13 protein-coding genes are annotated in these 16,334 nt (G+C 67.5%); 6 read left to right on the top strand and 7 right to left on the bottom strand.

The genetic code is table 11. The annotated features are described in order from the left end of the window. Nucleotides 1-49 precede the first annotated feature (49 nt). Together AC1DXX_RS05420 and argE are read right to left on the bottom strand one after the other, a co-directional pair. Nucleotides 50-1,309: a DUF445 domain-containing protein gene (locus AC1DXX_RS05420; protein ID WP_478133142.1), complete on the bottom strand. Its 1,260-nt coding sequence runs from the start codon at nt 1,307-1,309 to the stop codon at nt 50-52. Then, nucleotides 1,302-2,468: an acetylornithine deacetylase gene (argE, locus tag AC1DXX_RS05415; RefSeq protein ID WP_478133141.1), complete on the bottom strand. Its 1,167-nt coding sequence runs from the start codon at nt 2,466-2,468 to the stop codon at nt 1,302-1,304. Before argE ends, AC1DXX_RS05420 begins: the two co-directional genes overlap by 8 nt. A 101-nt stretch (nt 2,469-2,569) precedes the next feature. On the opposite strand from argE, the gene AC1DXX_RS05410 reads away from it, so the two are divergent. Genes AC1DXX_RS05410 through AC1DXX_RS05400 form a run of 3 tightly spaced genes read left to right on the top strand, consistent with a single transcriptional unit; the run spans nt 2,570 to nt 6,120 of the window. Further along, the gene (locus tag AC1DXX_RS05410) at nt 2,570-3,772 is read left to right on the top strand and encodes a glycerophosphodiester phosphodiesterase (protein WP_478133140.1); all 1,203 of its coding nucleotides are present in this window, start codon (nt 2,570-2,572) and stop codon (nt 3,770-3,772) included. Between the two features lie 54 nt (nt 3,773-3,826). Continuing rightward, nucleotides 3,827-5,029 (top strand): M20 aminoacylase family protein, encoded by a 1,203-nt coding sequence (locus tag AC1DXX_RS05405; protein WP_478133139.1) that lies wholly within the window; start codon nt 3,827-3,829, stop codon nt 5,027-5,029. Further along, nucleotides 5,026-6,120 (top strand): M14 family metallopeptidase, encoded by a 1,095-nt coding sequence (locus AC1DXX_RS05400; protein WP_478133138.1) that lies wholly within the window; start codon nt 5,026-5,028, stop codon nt 6,118-6,120. Before AC1DXX_RS05405 ends, AC1DXX_RS05400 begins: the two co-directional genes overlap by 4 nt. A 343-nt stretch (nt 6,121-6,463) precedes the next feature. Here AC1DXX_RS05400 and AC1DXX_RS05395 read toward each other — a convergent pair whose 3' ends face one another. Beyond that, on the bottom strand, nt 6,464-7,591 hold the full coding sequence (locus AC1DXX_RS05395; protein WP_478133137.1) for an ABC transporter substrate-binding protein: 1,128 nt from the start codon (nt 7,589-7,591) through the stop codon (nt 6,464-6,466). A gap of 51 nt (nt 7,592-7,642) precedes the next feature. Between AC1DXX_RS05395 and AC1DXX_RS05390 the strand changes: the two genes are divergently transcribed. From AC1DXX_RS05390 to AC1DXX_RS05380, 3 genes are read left to right on the top strand one after another with little or no spacing between them, the layout of a single operon-like run. Further along, the gene (locus AC1DXX_RS05390) at nt 7,643-9,721 is read left to right on the top strand and encodes a molybdopterin-containing oxidoreductase family protein (protein ID WP_478133136.1); all 2,079 of its coding nucleotides are present in this window, start codon (nt 7,643-7,645) and stop codon (nt 9,719-9,721) included. Nucleotides 9,722-9,741: 20 nt separating this feature from the next. After that, nucleotides 9,742-10,842 (top strand): aminopeptidase, encoded by a 1,101-nt coding sequence (locus AC1DXX_RS05385; protein ID WP_478133135.1) that lies wholly within the window; start codon nt 9,742-9,744, stop codon nt 10,840-10,842. After that, entirely contained in the window at nt 10,835-11,149 is a 315-nt protein-coding gene (locus tag AC1DXX_RS05380; protein ID WP_478133134.1) for a polyhydroxyalkanoic acid system family protein, read from the top strand. The genes AC1DXX_RS05385 and AC1DXX_RS05380 overlap by 8 nt, the downstream gene beginning before the upstream one ends. A gap of 6 nt (nt 11,150-11,155) precedes the next feature. Here the strand turns inward: AC1DXX_RS05380 and AC1DXX_RS05375 are convergent, their stop codons facing one another. The 4 genes from AC1DXX_RS05375 to AC1DXX_RS05360 form a co-directional block, all read right to left on the bottom strand. Then, complete coding sequence (locus tag AC1DXX_RS05375; protein WP_478133133.1) at nt 11,156-11,893, bottom strand: SDR family oxidoreductase; 738 nt, start codon at nt 11,891-11,893, stop codon at nt 11,156-11,158. A 355-nt stretch (nt 11,894-12,248) separates the two neighbouring features. Beyond that, nucleotides 12,249-13,775 (bottom strand): FGGY-family carbohydrate kinase, encoded by a 1,527-nt coding sequence (locus tag AC1DXX_RS05370; RefSeq protein ID WP_478133132.1) that lies wholly within the window; start codon nt 13,773-13,775, stop codon nt 12,249-12,251. Further along, nucleotides 13,772-14,896: a zinc-binding dehydrogenase gene (locus AC1DXX_RS05365; protein WP_478133131.1), complete on the bottom strand. Its 1,125-nt coding sequence runs from the start codon at nt 14,894-14,896 to the stop codon at nt 13,772-13,774. The genes AC1DXX_RS05370 and AC1DXX_RS05365 overlap by 4 nt, the downstream gene beginning before the upstream one ends. Nucleotides 14,897-15,046: 150 nt before the next feature. Next, complete coding sequence (locus AC1DXX_RS05360; protein ID WP_478133130.1) at nt 15,047-16,027, bottom strand: ABC transporter permease; 981 nt, start codon at nt 16,025-16,027, stop codon at nt 15,047-15,049. Nucleotides 16,028-16,334: the final 307 nt, after the last annotated feature.

Genomic DNA, 16,334 nt, shown 5'->3' with positions numbered 1-16,334 from the left:
GACATGCGGACTTTCGTTTGCTGCGGATTACCCGCGATTCACCCTCCATTCAGCCGCGAAGGAGCTGCGTCACCGTGTGGATCAGGAGGCCCACGAGCCCGCCCACCAGCGTGCCGTTGACGCGGATGAACTGCAGGTCGCGCCCGATGTGGCGCTCCAGCTCGGCGGTCATCTCCCCGGCGTTCCAGTCGCCGACCCGCTCCTCGATGTAGCGGCGGATGTCTTCGCGGTAGCGCTCGATGGCCAGCGGCGCGGCAGCCTCGATCTGTTCGTTGATCCAGCGGCGGATCGCGTCGTCGGCCTGCAGCCGCACGCCCAGCGCGCCGGCCATCGCCGCGATGCGCCGGCCGATCGTCGAGTCGTTGCGGCTCAGGTCGTCGTGCAGCCACGCGAGCAGCTCGCCCCAGAGCCCGTGCAGGTAGTCGCCGAGCGCGGGGTGCGCCATCAGCTCGGCGCGGATCTGCTCGCCGCGCTGCTGGAACTCGGGGTCGAGCTTGAGCCGCACCACGAAGTCGTCCACGAAATGGTCGAAGCGCTTGCGCATCGGATGGTCGGGCTCGGCCGCCAGCTCGCCGATGGTGCGGGCCACGGCCGCCACGATCTTGCGCGTGGCGAGCTTGGCCGCGACCTGGTCGAGGCCCACGTAGCGCAGCGTCTTGATCTCGCGCGCGATTGCCTCGGTCATGCGCGCCTGTACCTCGTCGCCTTCGAGCAGGCCGGCCACCTGCTGCAGCACGTCGTCGAGCAGCGCCTGGTGGCGGCCGCCGGCGGTGAGTGCGTCGAGCGCCTGGCCCATCAGGTGCGAGAGGTCGATCTTCTCGAGGCCCGCCGCGGCGGCGCGCCCCATGAAGTCGCGCACCCGTTCGTCGTCGAAGGCGGCGAGCCCGTAGCGCGTGGCGGCCACGCCCCATTCGCCCAGCTTCTCGCCGCTCGCGGGCCGCGCCAGCCAGTCGGCGATGCGCCCGGCCGCATCGAACTCGCGCAGCTTGGCGAGCACCTGTGCGGTGCTCAGGAAGTTGTTGCAGATGAAGCCCGCGAGCTTGGCGCCGATGCGGTCCTTGTTGCTCGGAATGATCGCGGTGTGCGGAATCGGCAGGCCCAGCGGATGGCGAAACAGCGCCACCACCGCGAACCAGTCGGCAATGGCGCCGACCATCGCGGCCTCCGCGAAGGCGGCCACATAACCCCAGGCCTGATGCTGCGCATGCAGCGCGCTGGCCACCGCATAGAGCAGCGCCGCCGCGCACAGCAGGCCGAGCGCGACACGCTTCATGCGCTGCAGTGCGCCGGCGCCGTGGTCTTCAGCCAACGGTGTGCGAGGTCGCGAGGCGCTCCATGAACAGCTCGCAGCGCGCCAGCTGTTCGAGGCTCACGAATTCGTCGGGCTGGTGCGCCTGCTCGATGCTGCCGGGGCCGCACACCACCGTGGGGATGCCGGCGTTCTTGAAAAGGCCCGCTTCGGTGCCGAAGGCCACCAGCGTGGTGCGCTCTTCGCCTGCGAGGCGCTGCGCGAGCTGCGTGACCGGGTCGCCGGCCGCACCGAGGAAGCTCGGAATCTCGCAGATGGTCTCGAAACTGAAGCCGGCGTCGGGCGCCACCTTCTTCATCGCGGGCTCGATGCCCGCGGCGTAGGCGAGCACGTCGGCCTGCATGCGCTTCGCATCGGCGGTGGGCAGGTCGCGGAATTCATAGCGGAACTCGGCGTCGCGCGGCACCACGTTGTCGGCGATGCCGCCGTGGAACTGGCCCACGCTCGCGGTGCTGAAGGGTACGTCGAAGCCCTCGTAGCGCGGCTCGCTGCGCTCGAAGTCTTCGGCCATGTCGCGCACCTTGCCGATCACGCGCGCCGCCATCTCGATGGCATTGACCGACTTCGGCGTGAGCGAGGAGTGCGCTTCCTTGCCGCGCACGCAGCACTTGTAGCGGTACACGCCCTTGTGCGCGATGGCCGGCACCATGCTGGTGGGCTCGCCCACGATGCAGGCGACAGGCTTGATGCCGGCGTCGCGCATGTCGGCGATCAGTTCCTTCACGCCGAAGCAGCCGATTTCTTCTTCGTAGCTGAAGGCGAAGTGCACTGCGAAGGGCGAGTCGCTCTCAAGAAAACGCTTGGCATTGGAGAGAGCGATCGCGATGAAGCTCTTCATGTCGGCCGATCCACGGCCATAGAGGCGCTCGTTGCGCACCACGGCGGAGAGCGGGTCGACGCTCCAGTCCTGCCCGTCCCAGGGCACCGTGTCGGTGTGCCCCGAAATGATCACGCCGGCCGGCTTGCCCTCGCCCAGCGTGGCGAACAGGTTCGCCTTGGTGCGCTCGGCGTTGTAGGTGACGCGGCTCTTCACGCCGAGGGCGGCGAGATGGCTTTGCGCGAGGTCGATCAGCTGGAGGTTGCTGTTCTCGCTGACGGTGTTCATGCGCACCAGCGTCTGGGCCAGCGCGAGGCTTTGGGGGGAAAGCGTATGGAGCATGCAACACATTGTCCAAGAAGTCGGCGCTGTGCGTCGGCAGGTGTTCTGACTGTCATCCGAAGCGGGTACCCTGCGCCTCTTTTGGATGGAGAAAAAAGACCATGCGCACTCTTCAGATCGCCCTGACCGCAACCGCCGCCCTGTGCGTTGCGGCCTGCAGCGGCACCGGCCCCGGCCCCATCGGCCCGTCGAACAAGCTGCTGACGCTCGACGGCAACCCGCCGCTGGTCATCGCCCACCGCGGCGCTTCGGGCTACCTGCCGGAAGAAACGCTCGAAGCCTATGCACGCGCCGTCGAGCTCGGTGCCGACGTGATCGAGATGGACCTGGTCTCCACCAAGGACGGCGTGCTCATCGCCCGCCACGACCCCAACCTGGCCATCAGCACCGACGTGGCCAAGCACCCCCGCTTCGCCTCGCGCAAGAAGACCATCAAGGTCGACGGCGAGACCCAGACCGGCTGGTTCAGCAACGACTTCACGCTGGCCGAGATCAAGACGCTGGGCGGCATCTCGACCGACGCCGAGCGGCCGCAGGAATTCAACGGCAAGTACAAGATCCCCACCTTCCAGGAGATCATCGATTTCGCCAAGGCCAAGTCGTTGGAAACCGGCCGCACCATCGCGATCTACCCCGAGACCAAGAACCCGACCTACTTCCGCGACCTCGGCCTGCCAATGGAAGACAAGGTCATCGCCGCCATCAACGCCGCCGGCTGGAACAGCAAGACCGCGCCGATCTACGTGCAGTCCTTCGAGCCCGGCAGCCTCAAGTACATGAAGAGCAAGGGCCTGAACACCCGGCTCATCCAGCTGATCGACGGCGACAGCGTCGACCTGAAGACCGGCGCCGTGACCTTCGCCGTGCCGAGCGACCGTCCCTACGACTGGACCAAGGCCGGCGACAAGCGCAACTTCGACGCCATGGTCACGCCCGCCGGCCTGGCCGAGATCAAGACCTATGCCGACGGCATCGGCCCGTGGAAGCGCTACATCGTGAGCGTCAAGGGCACCATCGGCGCCGACGGCAAGCCGATGGACGTGAACAAGGACGGCAAGGTCAACGACGCCGACGCCACCTCGACCGCGCCCACCACGCTGATCGCCGATGCGCACAAGGCCGGCCTGTTCGTGCACCCCTTCACCTTCCGCAACGAGTCGCGCCGCCTCGCGTCCGACTACAACAAGGACGGCAAGAACGAATACGGCGTGTACTACAAGCTCGGCGTGGACGGCGTGTTCACCGACTTCACCGACACCGCGCTGGCCGCGCGCGCCGACTATCTGAAGAGCCTCGGGCGCTGAGGGTTTGCCCGGCACAGTCTTTGCGGGTCACTCCGCAAAGTCTAGACTGTGCCTATGAAACTCATCGATTCGCTCGTCACGCAGGCGGCCGGCATCGCCGCCGTCCGGCGTGACCTCCACGCCCATCCTGAACTCTGCTTCGAGGAAGTCCGCACCGCCGACGTGGTGGCAGGCAAGCTCACCGAGTGGGGCATTCCCATTCACCGCGGCCTGGGCACCACCGGGGTGGTCGGCATCGTCAAGAATGGCACCGGCCACCGCGCCGTCGGCCTGCGCGCCGACATGGACGCGCTGCCCGTCACCGAGCTCAACACCTTCGCCCATGCCAGCAAGAACCACGGCAAGATGCACGCCTGCGGGCACGACGGCCACACGGCCATGCTGCTCGCGGCCGCGCAGCACCTGTCGAAGCACCGCAATTTCGATGGCACCGTCTACCTGATCTTCCAGCCGGCCGAAGAGGGCGGCGGCGGCGCCCGCGAAATGATCAAGGAAGGGCTGTTCGAGCAGTTCCCCATGGACGCCGTGTTCGGCATGCACAACTGGCCCGGCATGAAGGCGGGCCAGTTCGCCGTGAGCCCGGGGCCCGTGATGGCATCGGGCAACAAGTTCCATGTCAACGTGATCGGCAAGGGCGGCCACGCCGCGCTGCCGCAGACCGGTATCGACCCGGTGCCGATCGCCTGCGAGATCGTGCAGGCCTTCCAGACCATCCTCACCCGCAAGATGAAGCCGACCGATTCGGCCGTGATCTCGGTCACCACCATCCACGCCGGCGAAACCAACAACGTGATTCCCGACAACTGCGAGCTGTCGGGCACGGTGCGCACCTTCTCGCTCGAGGTGCTCGACATGATCGAGGCGAAGATGAAGCAGATCTCCGAGCACATCTGCGCGGCGCACGACGCGACCTGCGACTTCCGCTTCGAGCGCTACTACCCGCCCACCATCAACACCCGTGCCGAAGCCGACTTCGCGCGCGGCGTGATGGCCGGCATCGTCGGCGAAGAAAACGTGCTGTTGCAGGAAGCGGCCATGACCTCGGAAGACTTCGCCTTCATGCTGCAGGCCAAGCCCGGCGCCTACGCCTTCATCGGCAACGGCGACGGCGCGCACCGCGACGTGCACCACGGCGAAGGCCCGTGCACGCTGCACAACGCGAGCTACGACTTCAACGACGATCTGATTCCGCTCGGCGCGACCTGCTGGGTGCAGCTGGCCGAGCAGTTCCTGAAGCCCGGCGGCGGCGCCCCATGATCGGCATCGGCGAGGCCTTTTCGCCGCGCTACGCCCAGGCGCGCCAGAAGTTCCTGCAAGGCTGCGTGAGCGCAGGCCTCACCGTGGAGCCGCATGCGCATCCGCTCAAGGGGCGCGACGGCGAAGACCTTTCGATGGACGTGGCGCTCGACGGCGACGCGAATGCCGAAAACCTGCTGATCGTCTCCAGCGCCTGCCACGGCGTCGAGGGCCATTGCGGCAGCGGCGTGCAGGTGTTCGCGCTGCACGATGCCGAATGGCGCGAGAAGGCCAGGGCGCAGGGGGTGGCCGTGCTCTATGTGCATGCGCTCAACCCGCACGGCTTTTCGTATGGTCGGCGTGTGACGCACGAGAACGTCGACCTGAACCGGAACTTCATCGACTTCTCGAAGCCGGTGCCGGTCAACGAGCCCTACGCCAAGCTGCACCCGCTGTTGCTGCCCGACACCTGGCCGCCCACGCCCGAGAACCAGGCTGCGGTCGGAAAATTGATCGAGAAGCATGGCACCACCGCGTACCAGGCGGCTGTCACCAGCGGGCAGTACCAGTTCGACGATGGCCTGTTCTTCGGCGGCAAGGCGCCGACCTGGAGCAACAAGACCCTTCGCGGCGTGCTGCGCCGCCATGCGGGCAGCGCGCGCCGGTTGGCCTGGATCGATCTGCATACCGGACTGGGCCCGAATGGTCTCGGCGAGCGCATCTTCGCGTGCAGGGACGACAAGGTCGCCTACGCCCGCGCCAACGCCTGGTGGGGCACGCCTGCGGCGCCGGTCACCTCGATCTACGACGGCTCCTCGACCTCGGCGCTGCTGCGCGGATTGATGTGGGGCTCCGTCTACGAGGAATGCCCGAACGCCGAATACACCGGCATCGCGCTGGAATACGGCACGCTGCCGCTCCTGGAAGTGATGGGCGCGCTGCGTGCCGACCACTGGCTGCACAAGCATCCCGATGCACCGGCCGACCTGGCTGACGGCATCCGGGCGCGGATGGTCGAGGCTTTCTATACGGACACCGATGCGTGGCGTGGGCAGATCGTCAGCCAGGCCCGTCAGGCGATGTTCCAGGCTGTGGACGGTCTTGGTGGTTGATCGGTTCGACTCGATGCGGTGCGGTGCGGTGCGGTGCGGTGTGCGTTCGGGGCGCGCTCACGCCGACGGTGTGCTCTGCTCCGCGAATGTCCCCCGGCGCGGCCTAAGGCCGCATGCCTCCTCCTTTATTTCGCTGCGCAGAGCACACCRTCGGCGTGATCGCTCAGYGCAGCGGTTGATCGGCCAGCACWACAGCCGCGCCCATCGTGCACAGGGCACCGGGTGCTCCCCGCAGCGAAATAAAGGAGGAGCGAAGCGGGGGACATTCGCGGAGGGGAGCACCCGGTGGCCTGTGCACACCCCCCGAAGAAACGCACCCGAAACACAACAATAAGCAACCGCCCTAAGTCCTGACCCGCCCATCGCCCGTCAGCATCGAAAGCTCGACGAACTTCGAGCCCACGTGGTTCTTCGCCGAGAACGACACCTCGAAGCCGCCGAACTGCTGCCGGTCGATGGCTTCCAGCCCCGCGATCAGGCTTTCGCGCGTGGCCTTGCCCGGCGCCTTGCGCAGGCCCTCGGTCAGCACCTTGGCGGCCAGATAGCCTTCCATGCTCGAGAAGTTCGCGCTGGCCCCGCCGCCCGCCTTGCGCACCGCGTCGGCGAATTCGCGCGTGATCGCGTTGGCCGGGTTGTAGGGCGAGGGCATCACCTGCGTCACCATCACGCCCGCAGCCTCCTTGCCGAGTTCATCGGCCAGCGCCTGCGTGCCGACGAAGGACAGGTTGATGAACGTGCCGCCGTAGCTCGCCTTGCGCGCCTCGCGGATGAATGCCGCGCAGGCCTTGTAGGTTCCGACCTGGACCACCGCATCGGGCCGCGCCGCCACGATGGCTTTCACCGCCTGCGCCACGTCGACCGAATTGCGCTCCACCGTGGCCATGGCCACCGGCTTCAGATCCTGCTGCGAGAGCGCCAGCGTCACGCCGTCGAGCCCGGCCTTGCCGTAGGCGTCGTTCTGATAGAACACCGCGATCTTCTTCAGCCCCAGGTGGGTGAGCTGCTTCACCATCAGCGCGGTCTCGTCGTTGTACGAGGCGCGCAGGTGGAACACGTTCTTCTGGAAGGGCTCGCGCAGCGACATCGCGCCGGTGAACGGCGCGACGAACGGCACCTTGTCCTTCACCGCCAGCGGCAGTGCGGCCAGGCTGGTCGGCGTGCCGATGTAGCCGAAGAGCGCGAACACCTCTTCCTCGATGAACTTCTGCGTGTTGGCGGCGCAGCGGTCGGGTTCGTAGCCGTCGTCCAGGTTCTTGATCACCACGTTGCGGTGGCCCGGCTGGGCGTTGTACTGGTCCAGGAACACCTTGGCGCCCTGGTGGAACTGGATGCCCAACTGCGCGGCCGGACCGGTGAAAGGCGCAGACTGGCCCAGGACGAGCGGCGTGTCGCCCTGCGCCTGCGCGATCCGGAAGCTGCCGAGCGTTGCGGCGGTCCCGATGGCCAAAGAAAAATGCCTGCGATTCATCATTGTGAAAATCCCACTCTGCGCGTTTGCCCGCACTCAAATTAGACTTGTCCGATGGCCCACGCACCGGAAGAAACATCCCACCCCGAAACGTCCACCGTGCTGGGCGCCTGCCCCCACGATTGCCCGGACACCTGCGCGCTGGTCACCACCGTCAGGGACGGCGTGGCCGTGAAGCTGCAGGGCAATGCCGCACACTCGCACACCGGCGGCGTTCTGTGTACCAAGGTTTCCCGCTACATCGAACGCAATGACCATGCCGAGCGGCTGGTGCAGCCCCTGAAGCGCGTCGGCCCCAAGGGCAGCGGGCAGTTCGAGCCGGTGTCGTGGGATGCCGCCCTTGACGACATCGCCGCGCATCTTCGGTCATTGCAGGGCGATCCGGAAACAATTGTCCCCTACAGTTATGCGGGCACCATGGGCCTGGTTCAGGGCGAGTCGATGGATCGGCGCTTTTTCCACAAGCTGGGCGCGTCGCTGCTGGACCGCACGATCTGCTCCATGGCCGGCGGCGAGGCCATGGTCCACACCCTGGGCGGCAAGGTCGGCATGCGGATCGAGTTCTTCGCCGAGGCAAAGCTGATCCTGATCTGGGGCAGCAACTCCATCGCCAGCAACCTGCATTTCTGGCGCCACGCCCAGGCCGCCAAGCGCGCCGGCGCACGGCTGGTGTGCATCGACCCGCGCAAGACCGAAACCGCCGACAAGTGCGACGAGCACATCGCGCTGCTGCCCGGCACCGACGCCGCGCTGGCGCTTGCGCTGATGCACGAGCTGATCGTGCACGGCTGGCTCGACCACGACTACATCGCCAGCCACACGCTGGGCTGGGAACAGCTGCGCGAGCGCGCGCTGCAATGGCCACCTTCGCGCGCGGCGCAGGTCTGCGGCGTGCCCGAGGCGCAGATCGTGGCGCTGGCGCAGGCCTACGGCACCACGAAGCCGGCGGCGATCCGCCTCAACTACGGCATGCAGCGCGTGCGCGGCGGCGGCAATGCGGCCCGCGCCATCGCCTGCCTGCCCGCGCTCGTCGGCGCCTGGCGCGACCGGGCCGGCGGGCTGCTGTTGAGCAGTTCGGGCCATTTCCCGGTCGACCGCGCCGCGCTGCAGCGGCCCGACCTGCTCGAAGGCCGCCGGCCGCGCACCGTCAACATGAGCACCATCGGCGATGCGCTGCTCGACCAGGCCAGGCCGGTGAAGGCCATCGTGGTCTACAACAGCAACCCGGTCGCGGTGGCGCCCGAGTCGGCCAAGGTGGCGGCGGGCTTTGCGCGCGAAGACCTGTTCACCGTGGTGCTGGAGCAGTTCCGTACCGACACCGCCGACTATGCCGACTACCTGCTGCCCGCGACCACGCAGCTCGAGCACTGGGACATCCACTGCAGCTACGGCCACACCGACGTGCTGCTGAACCGCCCCGCGGTGGCGCCGCGCGGCGAGGCCCGCAGCAACGCCTGGATCTTCCGCGAGCTGGCGCGCCGCATGGGCTTCGGCGAACCCTGCTTCTCGGACGACGACGAGGCGCTGTGCCGCACCGCGTTTGCCGAGAACGCCATCGACTACGCGCAGATGCTGGCGCAGGGCTTCACCAGCCTGAAGCTGCCCGAGGCGCCTTTTGCGGAAGGCAAATTTCCCACGCCCTCGGGCCGCTGCGAGTTCTTCAGCGACCGCCTGCAGGCCATGGGCATGGACGGCCTGCCCGACCATGTGCCCAACTGGGAGCCGGCCGGCAGCTCGACCGAGTTTCCGCTGGCGATGATCTCGCCGCCGGCGCGCAATTTTCTCAACTCGACCTTCGTCAACGTGACGAGCCTGCGGGCCATCGAGGTCGAGCCGCTGCTCGAGATCCACGAAGCCGATGCCGCCGCACGCGGCATCGAGGACGGCGCGATGGTGCGCGTGTTCAACCGGCGCGGCGAGCACCGTTGCCGCGCCGAGGTCTCGCGCCGCGCGCGCCAGGGCGTGGTGCACGGCATGGGCATCTGGTGGCGCAAGTTCGGCACCGACGGCACCAACGTCAACCAGCTCACGAGCCAGCGCCTGACCGACATCGGCCGCGGCCCGACCTTCTACGACTGCCTGGTCGAAGTGGAGCGTATTGCTCCCTCTCCCTCCGGGAGAGGGTTGGGGTGAGGGCCGTCCCCGCATTCGCAATGACCGGCGCACTGCTGCTCGGCGGCTGCGCCGACCTCGGCTACTACTGGCAATCGGCCAGCGGCCACCTCGGCATCCTGCGGGCCGCCAAGCCGGTGCCCGAATGGCTCGCCGACCCAACCGTGTCGGCGCCGCTCAAGGCCAAGCTCGAACTCACGCAGCGCATCCGCCGCTTCGCCGTGGCCGAACTCGGCCTGCCCGACAACCAGAGCTACACCTCGTATGCCGACCTGCACCGCGTCGCCGCGGTCTGGAATGTGGTGGCTGCGCCGCCGTACTCGCTCACGCTCAAGAACTGGTGCTTCCCGGTGGCGGGCTGCGTCGGCTACCGCGGCTACTACGACGAGGCCGCGGCCAGGGCCGAAGCGGAGGACCAGCGCACGCAGAACATGGAAGTGGCCGTCTACCCCGTGCCGGCGTACTCCACGCTGGGCTGGATGAACTGGGCCGGCGGCGATCCGCTGCTGTCCACCTTCATCGGCTACCCCGAAGGCGAGCTGGCGCGCATCGTGTTCCACGAGCTCGCGCACCAGGTGCTCTATGTGCCCGGCGACACGGTGTTCAACGAGTCGTACGCCACGGCCGTCGAGCGCATCGGCGGCGCGCTGTGGCTGCAGCGCGAAGCGGGCGAGACGGCCCGCCGCGAATACGCGCAGTTCGACGGCCAGCGCCAGGAGTTCCGCGCACTCACGCTCAACACGCGCCGCGCGCTGACCCAGGTCTACGAGTCGCCGCAGGCCAAGGCCAAGGACTGGCCCGCGGTGGATGCGATGAAGAAGGCCGCGATGGCCGACTTCCGCGAGCGCTATGCCAGGTTGCGCGAAGGCTGGTCCGGCCGTCTGCGCCAGGGTGCCTACGATGCCTGGGTGGCGCGCGCCAACAATGCGGCCTTCGGTGCGCAGGGCGCCTACGACGATCTCGTCCCGAGTTTCGAGACGCTGTTCGAGCGCGAGGGCCGCAACTGGCCGCGCTTCTACACTCAGGTCCGGCGCATCGCCGCGCTGCCGACCACGGAAGAACGCCGGAATGCCTTGCAGACGGCGGCAGGAATCCTGCAAACCCATTCCCGCCACAACAACAACGGAGATCACGGTGCCTGACATCCTCATCGAACGAAACCACACGCTGGGCATCGCCGGCGCTCGAGAAGTCGCGCGCCAATGGGTGCATCAGGTCGAGCAGGACTACGGCCTGGAATGCACCTACACCGAGGGCAAGGACTGCGACGTCGCAGAGTTCAGCCGCGCCGGCATCGACGGCACGGTCGAGGTCACGGCCGACACTTTCAAGCTCGAAGCCACGCTGGGCTTTCTGTTCAGCAGCTTCGGCGCGCAGATCCAGCAGAAGATCTCGCGCAATCTCGACGAACTGCTGGAGTCGCCCAACGGCGGCAGCCGCTTCGCCTGAACGGCGTCAGACGACGGTGTAGCCGCCGTCCACAGGCAGCGCCACACCACTGATCATCGACGCGCCATCGGAGAGCAGGAACAGGATCGGCGCGACCACCTCTTCGACCTGCGCAAACCTTCCCATCGGAATGTTTGCGAGTGCCGCTGCGCTCTTGGCCGGATCGGCCCAGGCCTGCTCGGCCATCGGCGTGAGCGTCACTGTCGGATTCACGCTGTTGACGCGAATGCCGTGCGGCCCGAATTCGAGGCACAGCGAGCGCGTGATCGCGTCCATCGCCGCCTTCGACGCGCAATAGCAGAGGTGCGCATCGAGCGCGACCAGCGCGGCCTGGCTCGACACGTTGACGATGCTGCCGCGCACGCCGGCCGCGATCATCGCCTTGCCGCAGCGCGATGCCACCAGCGCTGCGGCGCGCGCGTTGACGGCCATCACGGCGTCGAAGCTTTGGGCCTGCAGGTCGAGCGCCGATTCGAGCAGCGCGATGCCGGCGCAGTTCACCACGAGGTCGAAGGCCGGCAATGTTGCGAGCGCGCGTTCCAGCACCGCTGCGTCGCCCACATCGACCACCAGCGGCGTGCAGCCGGCTTCTGCGTGCAGTGCGTCGAGCGCCGCGGCGTTGCGCCCCACGGCCGTGACCGCTGCGCCCGATTGCGCGAGCCGCACCGCCACTGCGCGGCCGATGCCGCTGCTCGCACCGGTCACGAGTGCGCGCCGGCCGGAAAAGTCGAAGGAGGTCGTCATGTCAATTGCTCCACCGCAGTTGCACGGTGTGTGCGAAACCTCAGGGTGCATTCGGGGCGCGTGCACAGGCCACCGGGTGCTCCCCTCCGCGAATGTCCCCCGGGGGCTGCGCCCCCTCCTCCTTTATTTCGCTGCGGGGAGCACCCGGTGCCCTGTGCACGAGGGCACGCTGTGGGTTTGCCGCCGATCAACCAGTGCTCTGAGCGATCACGCCGATGGTGTGCTCTGCGCAGCGAAATAAAGGAGGAGGCATGCGGCCTTAGGCCGCGCCGGGGGACATTCGCGGAGCAGAGCACACCGTCGGCGTGAGCGCGCCCTGAATGACCCACAACGCGACGAATCGAAAAGCAAGGGTTCATTTCAGTCGATGCATCGCATCGCGCAACGCAGGGTAAAGGGACTTGTAGATTTCGAAGCGCTCGCGGTACACGGCTTGCGCCGCAGGCTCCGGCCGCGCGCGCTCCACCAGCGTGACCCAGCCGCGCTCGGCGGTCGCCGCATCGACCAGCCCCGCGCCGAGCGCCGCGAGCATCGCCGCACCGAGGGCCGCTTCGACCTCTTCCTCGATGGTGAACACCCGGTAGCCCGTGACGTCCGCCACGATCTGCATCCACAGGTCCGAATGCGCCGCGCCGCCGACCACGATCAGCCGGTCGTCCAGCGGCTGGCCGCTTTGCCGGCCGGCCTCGATGTTGTGCTGCAGCGCGAAGCTCACGCCTTCGAGCACTGCGCGGTAGAGGTGGGCGCGGCTGTGCGCGAGCGAGAGACCGATGAAGGCGCCCTTGGCCTGCGCGTCCCAGATCGGGCTGCGCTCACCCATCAGGTAGGGCAGGAAGACCAGGCCCTCCGCGCCCGGCGGTACGTCGACGGCCTTGCGCTCGATCAGCGCATGCGCGTCTTCGCCGGTGCGGGCGGCCTCGGCCACTTCGGCCTGGCAGAAGGCTTCGCGAAACCAGGTGACCGCTGCGCCCGCGGTGATCGCGCCACCGAATACATAGCTCCGGTCTGCGCCGCGGTAGACGTGCGGCATCGTGACGAGCCCGTGGCGCGCATCCACCGATGGGCTCACGAAGCCCCAGCACATGCTGGTGCCGATCATCGCCACATGGTCGCCGCTGCCGGTGACGCCCGCGCAGAAGGTGGCCACGGCCGCGTCGACACCGCCCGCCATCAACGGCATGCCTTCGCAGAGACCGAGCTTCGCGGCCCATTCGGCGCGGAGCCCTCCGACCACGTCGCTAGCTTCGACCAGGCGCGGCGGCATCATGTGCGCCGGGATGCCCAGCATGCCGAGCGCCTCAGGGGACCAGCCGCGCCGTGCGGCGTCGTACACGCCGCCGATGTTCCCGGCCGAGCTGTGGTCGACCGCCAGTTCGCCGGTCAGCCGCCAGTTGACGTAGCTGTTGGGCGGCAGGAAGTAGCGTGTCTTCGCCCAGACCTCGGGCAGGTGCTCGCGGATCCACAGCATCTTGGTGAAGCCGTGGTAGCTGTCGACGCCATTGCCGGTGATCGCCTGCAGCCGTGCCACGTCGACGTTCGCGTTCACCGCATCGACCTCGGCGGTGGCGCGACGGTCCATCCAGATCAGGCAGGGGTGCAGCGGCCGCATCGCGCCATCCACCGGGATGCCCGCACCGCCGTAGAGGCTGCTCACGCACATCGCCGCGATGTCCGATGGTGCGACACCGCTCTTCGCCACGCAGGCGCGCACGCTCTCGCACACCGCGTCGAACCACACCGCAGAGGCCTGCTGCGCCCACAGCGGCTTCGGCGTTTCGGGCTGGTAGGCCACGCTGCTGTGCGAATGCACCTTGCCGTCGATGCCGACCAGCAGGCACTTGGTGCTCTGCGTGCCGATGTCGACGCCGATCACGTATTTCATGGTGTTGTGCGTGGCTGCGGCTTGAGCAGCACCTTGATGGAATCGAGCGAGTTTGCCAGCGCGAAGGCGCGCTCCCATTCGGTCAGCGGAAAGTCGTGCGTCACGATGCCCTTCGAGGTGACGAGCCCGCGCGCCAGCAGGTCGATGGCAATCGGGTAGCAGTAGGGACCCAGGTGCGCGCCGCGCACGTCGAGCTCCTTGCGGTCGCCGATGATCGACCAGTCGGCGCTTGTCTCCGAACCGAACACGCTGAATTCGACGAAACGACCGAGCTTGCGGATCATCTCCAGCCCCTGCGTCACGCCGATGGGCGCGCCGGTGGTCTCGATGTACACGTCGCAGCCGTAGCCTTCGGTCAGGGCCTTGACGATGGCGTCGGCGTTCTCGGTCCTGGGGTTGATCGTCACGTCGGCGCCGAACTGTTTGGCGAGTGCGAGGCGCTCGGGCACGAGGTCGATCACGATCAGCTTCTTCGGCGTCTTCAGGCGCGCGGCCTGCACCATCATCAGGCCGAGCGGGCCGGCGCCCGCGATCACCACCACGTCGTCGAACTGGATGTCGCCGCGGTTCACCGTGTGGATCGCGCACGAGAGCGGCTCGATGATGGCGGCGTCTTCGAGCGAGATGCCGTCGGGGATCCTGTGCACGCGCGAGGTCGGCGGCAGCCGCATGCAGTCGGCCATGCCGCCATCGGCCACGATGCGCTGGAAGCCGAAGATGTTGTGCACCTCGCACATCCAGTACTTGCCCGAGTTGCAGAAGCGGCACTTGCCGCAGGGCACGATCTGCTCGGCGATCACGCGGTCGCCTTTCTCCACGCCGAAGTGCGCGGCCGCGCCCTCGCCGAGCGCTTCGACGTACCCGAAGAACTCATGGCCCGGGATCACCGGCGCCTTGACCCACGAAGGTTGGCCGTCGCCGCCCCAGAACATCTTCGCGCCCGAGTGGCACTTGCAGTCGGAGGCGCAGATGCCGCAGGCCGCGATGGAGATCAGCAGCTCGTTGGGGCCGATGACCGGCATCGGCACGGTTTCGAGGCGGTAGTCCTTGGGGCCGTGGCAGACGACGGCTTGCATGGCGGCGAGGCCCGATGCGCCGGGCTGTAGCTTTTGATAAGACATGGGTTCCTTGAGGTCAGAGAGGTTGTTGGGTTTGGGCTCCCTCCCCTTCCGGGGGAGGGCAGGGGTGGGGGCAAGCGGCGTGACCACTGGGCACGCTCCGCCTGCCCCCATCCCAACCTTCCCCCGGAGGGGGAAGGAGCAAGACGGGGATTAGCGCTTTGCCTCGCGGCTGATGAAGATCGCGAGCAGGACGATCCCGCCCTTGATGATCAGTTGCAGGTACGGCGACACACCGATCATGTTGAGGCCGTTGTTCAGCACGCCGAGCAGCAGCGCACCGACCAGCGTGCCGACGATGGCGCCGCGGCCACCGGCGATGGACGTGCCACCCATCACTACTGCAGCGATCGCGTCGAGCTCGAAGCCCACGCCCACACCGGGCTGGCCGCTCGTGACGCGTGCCGCCTGCACGATGCCCGCAATGGCCGCGGTAAGACCGCTGAGCGCATACACCAGCAGCTTGTAGCGCGACACGCGCACGCCGGAGAGCCGCGTCGCTTCCTCGTTGCCGCCGATCGCATACACATAGCGGCCGAACGGCGCCATGTTGAGCAGCACATAGGCCACGAGGTAGGTGGCCAGCATGATCAGGATCGGCACCTTGACGCCCGCGAGCACGCTGCCGCCGAGGAAGGCGAACGAGTCGGGCAACCCGTCGATCGGATAGCCCCCGGTGTAGATCAGCGCGATGCCGCGCGCAATGCCCATCGTGGCCAGCGTCACGATGATCGGCGGCATGCGCAGGTAGGCCACGCAGTAACCATTGAAGAGGCCGATCACGACGCCGACAGCCAGCCCCACCGGCACAGCGAGCACGGGCGGCAACCCGAATTGCACCATCATTCCCGAGGCCAGCGTGCCCGAGAGCGCCACCACCGCGCCCACCGAGAGATCGATGCCACCGGTGAGGATCGCGGCCGTCATGCCCACCGCGATGATCGCGTTGATCGACGACTGCAGCGCGATGTTCTGCAGGTTTCCCCAGGACAGGAAGTTGTCGGTCGCGACGATCATGAAGACCGAGATGGCGACCAGACCGACCAGTGGAAGGAAGGCCGTGGAGCGCCGCAGCTGGGTGAAGAACCCGCCTGTGGGCATCGGCGGCGTGGGGGGGGTGGCGGTTGCATTCATTTCAGGTACTCCACTGCGGATGGCTTGAGTGCGCGAAGACGGGGTGTTTTGTTTTCGGGTGCTTTTGTTCGGGGCGCGTGCACAGGGCACCGGGTACTCCCCTCCGCGAATGTCCCCCGCTTCGCTCCTCCTTTATTTCGCTGCGGGGAGCACCCGATGCCCTGTGCACGATGGGCGCKGYYSTCGTGCTGGCCGATCAACCAGTGCTCTGAGCGATCACGCCGATGGGGTGCCTTGCGCAGCGAAATAAAGGAGGAGGCMTGCGGCCCTAGGCCGCGCCGGGGGACATTCGCGGAGCAAGGTACCC

Source organism: Variovorax sp. P4_B10 (genome assembly GCF_056402375.1).
This window is presented reverse-complemented; position numbering and strand designations above follow the sequence as displayed.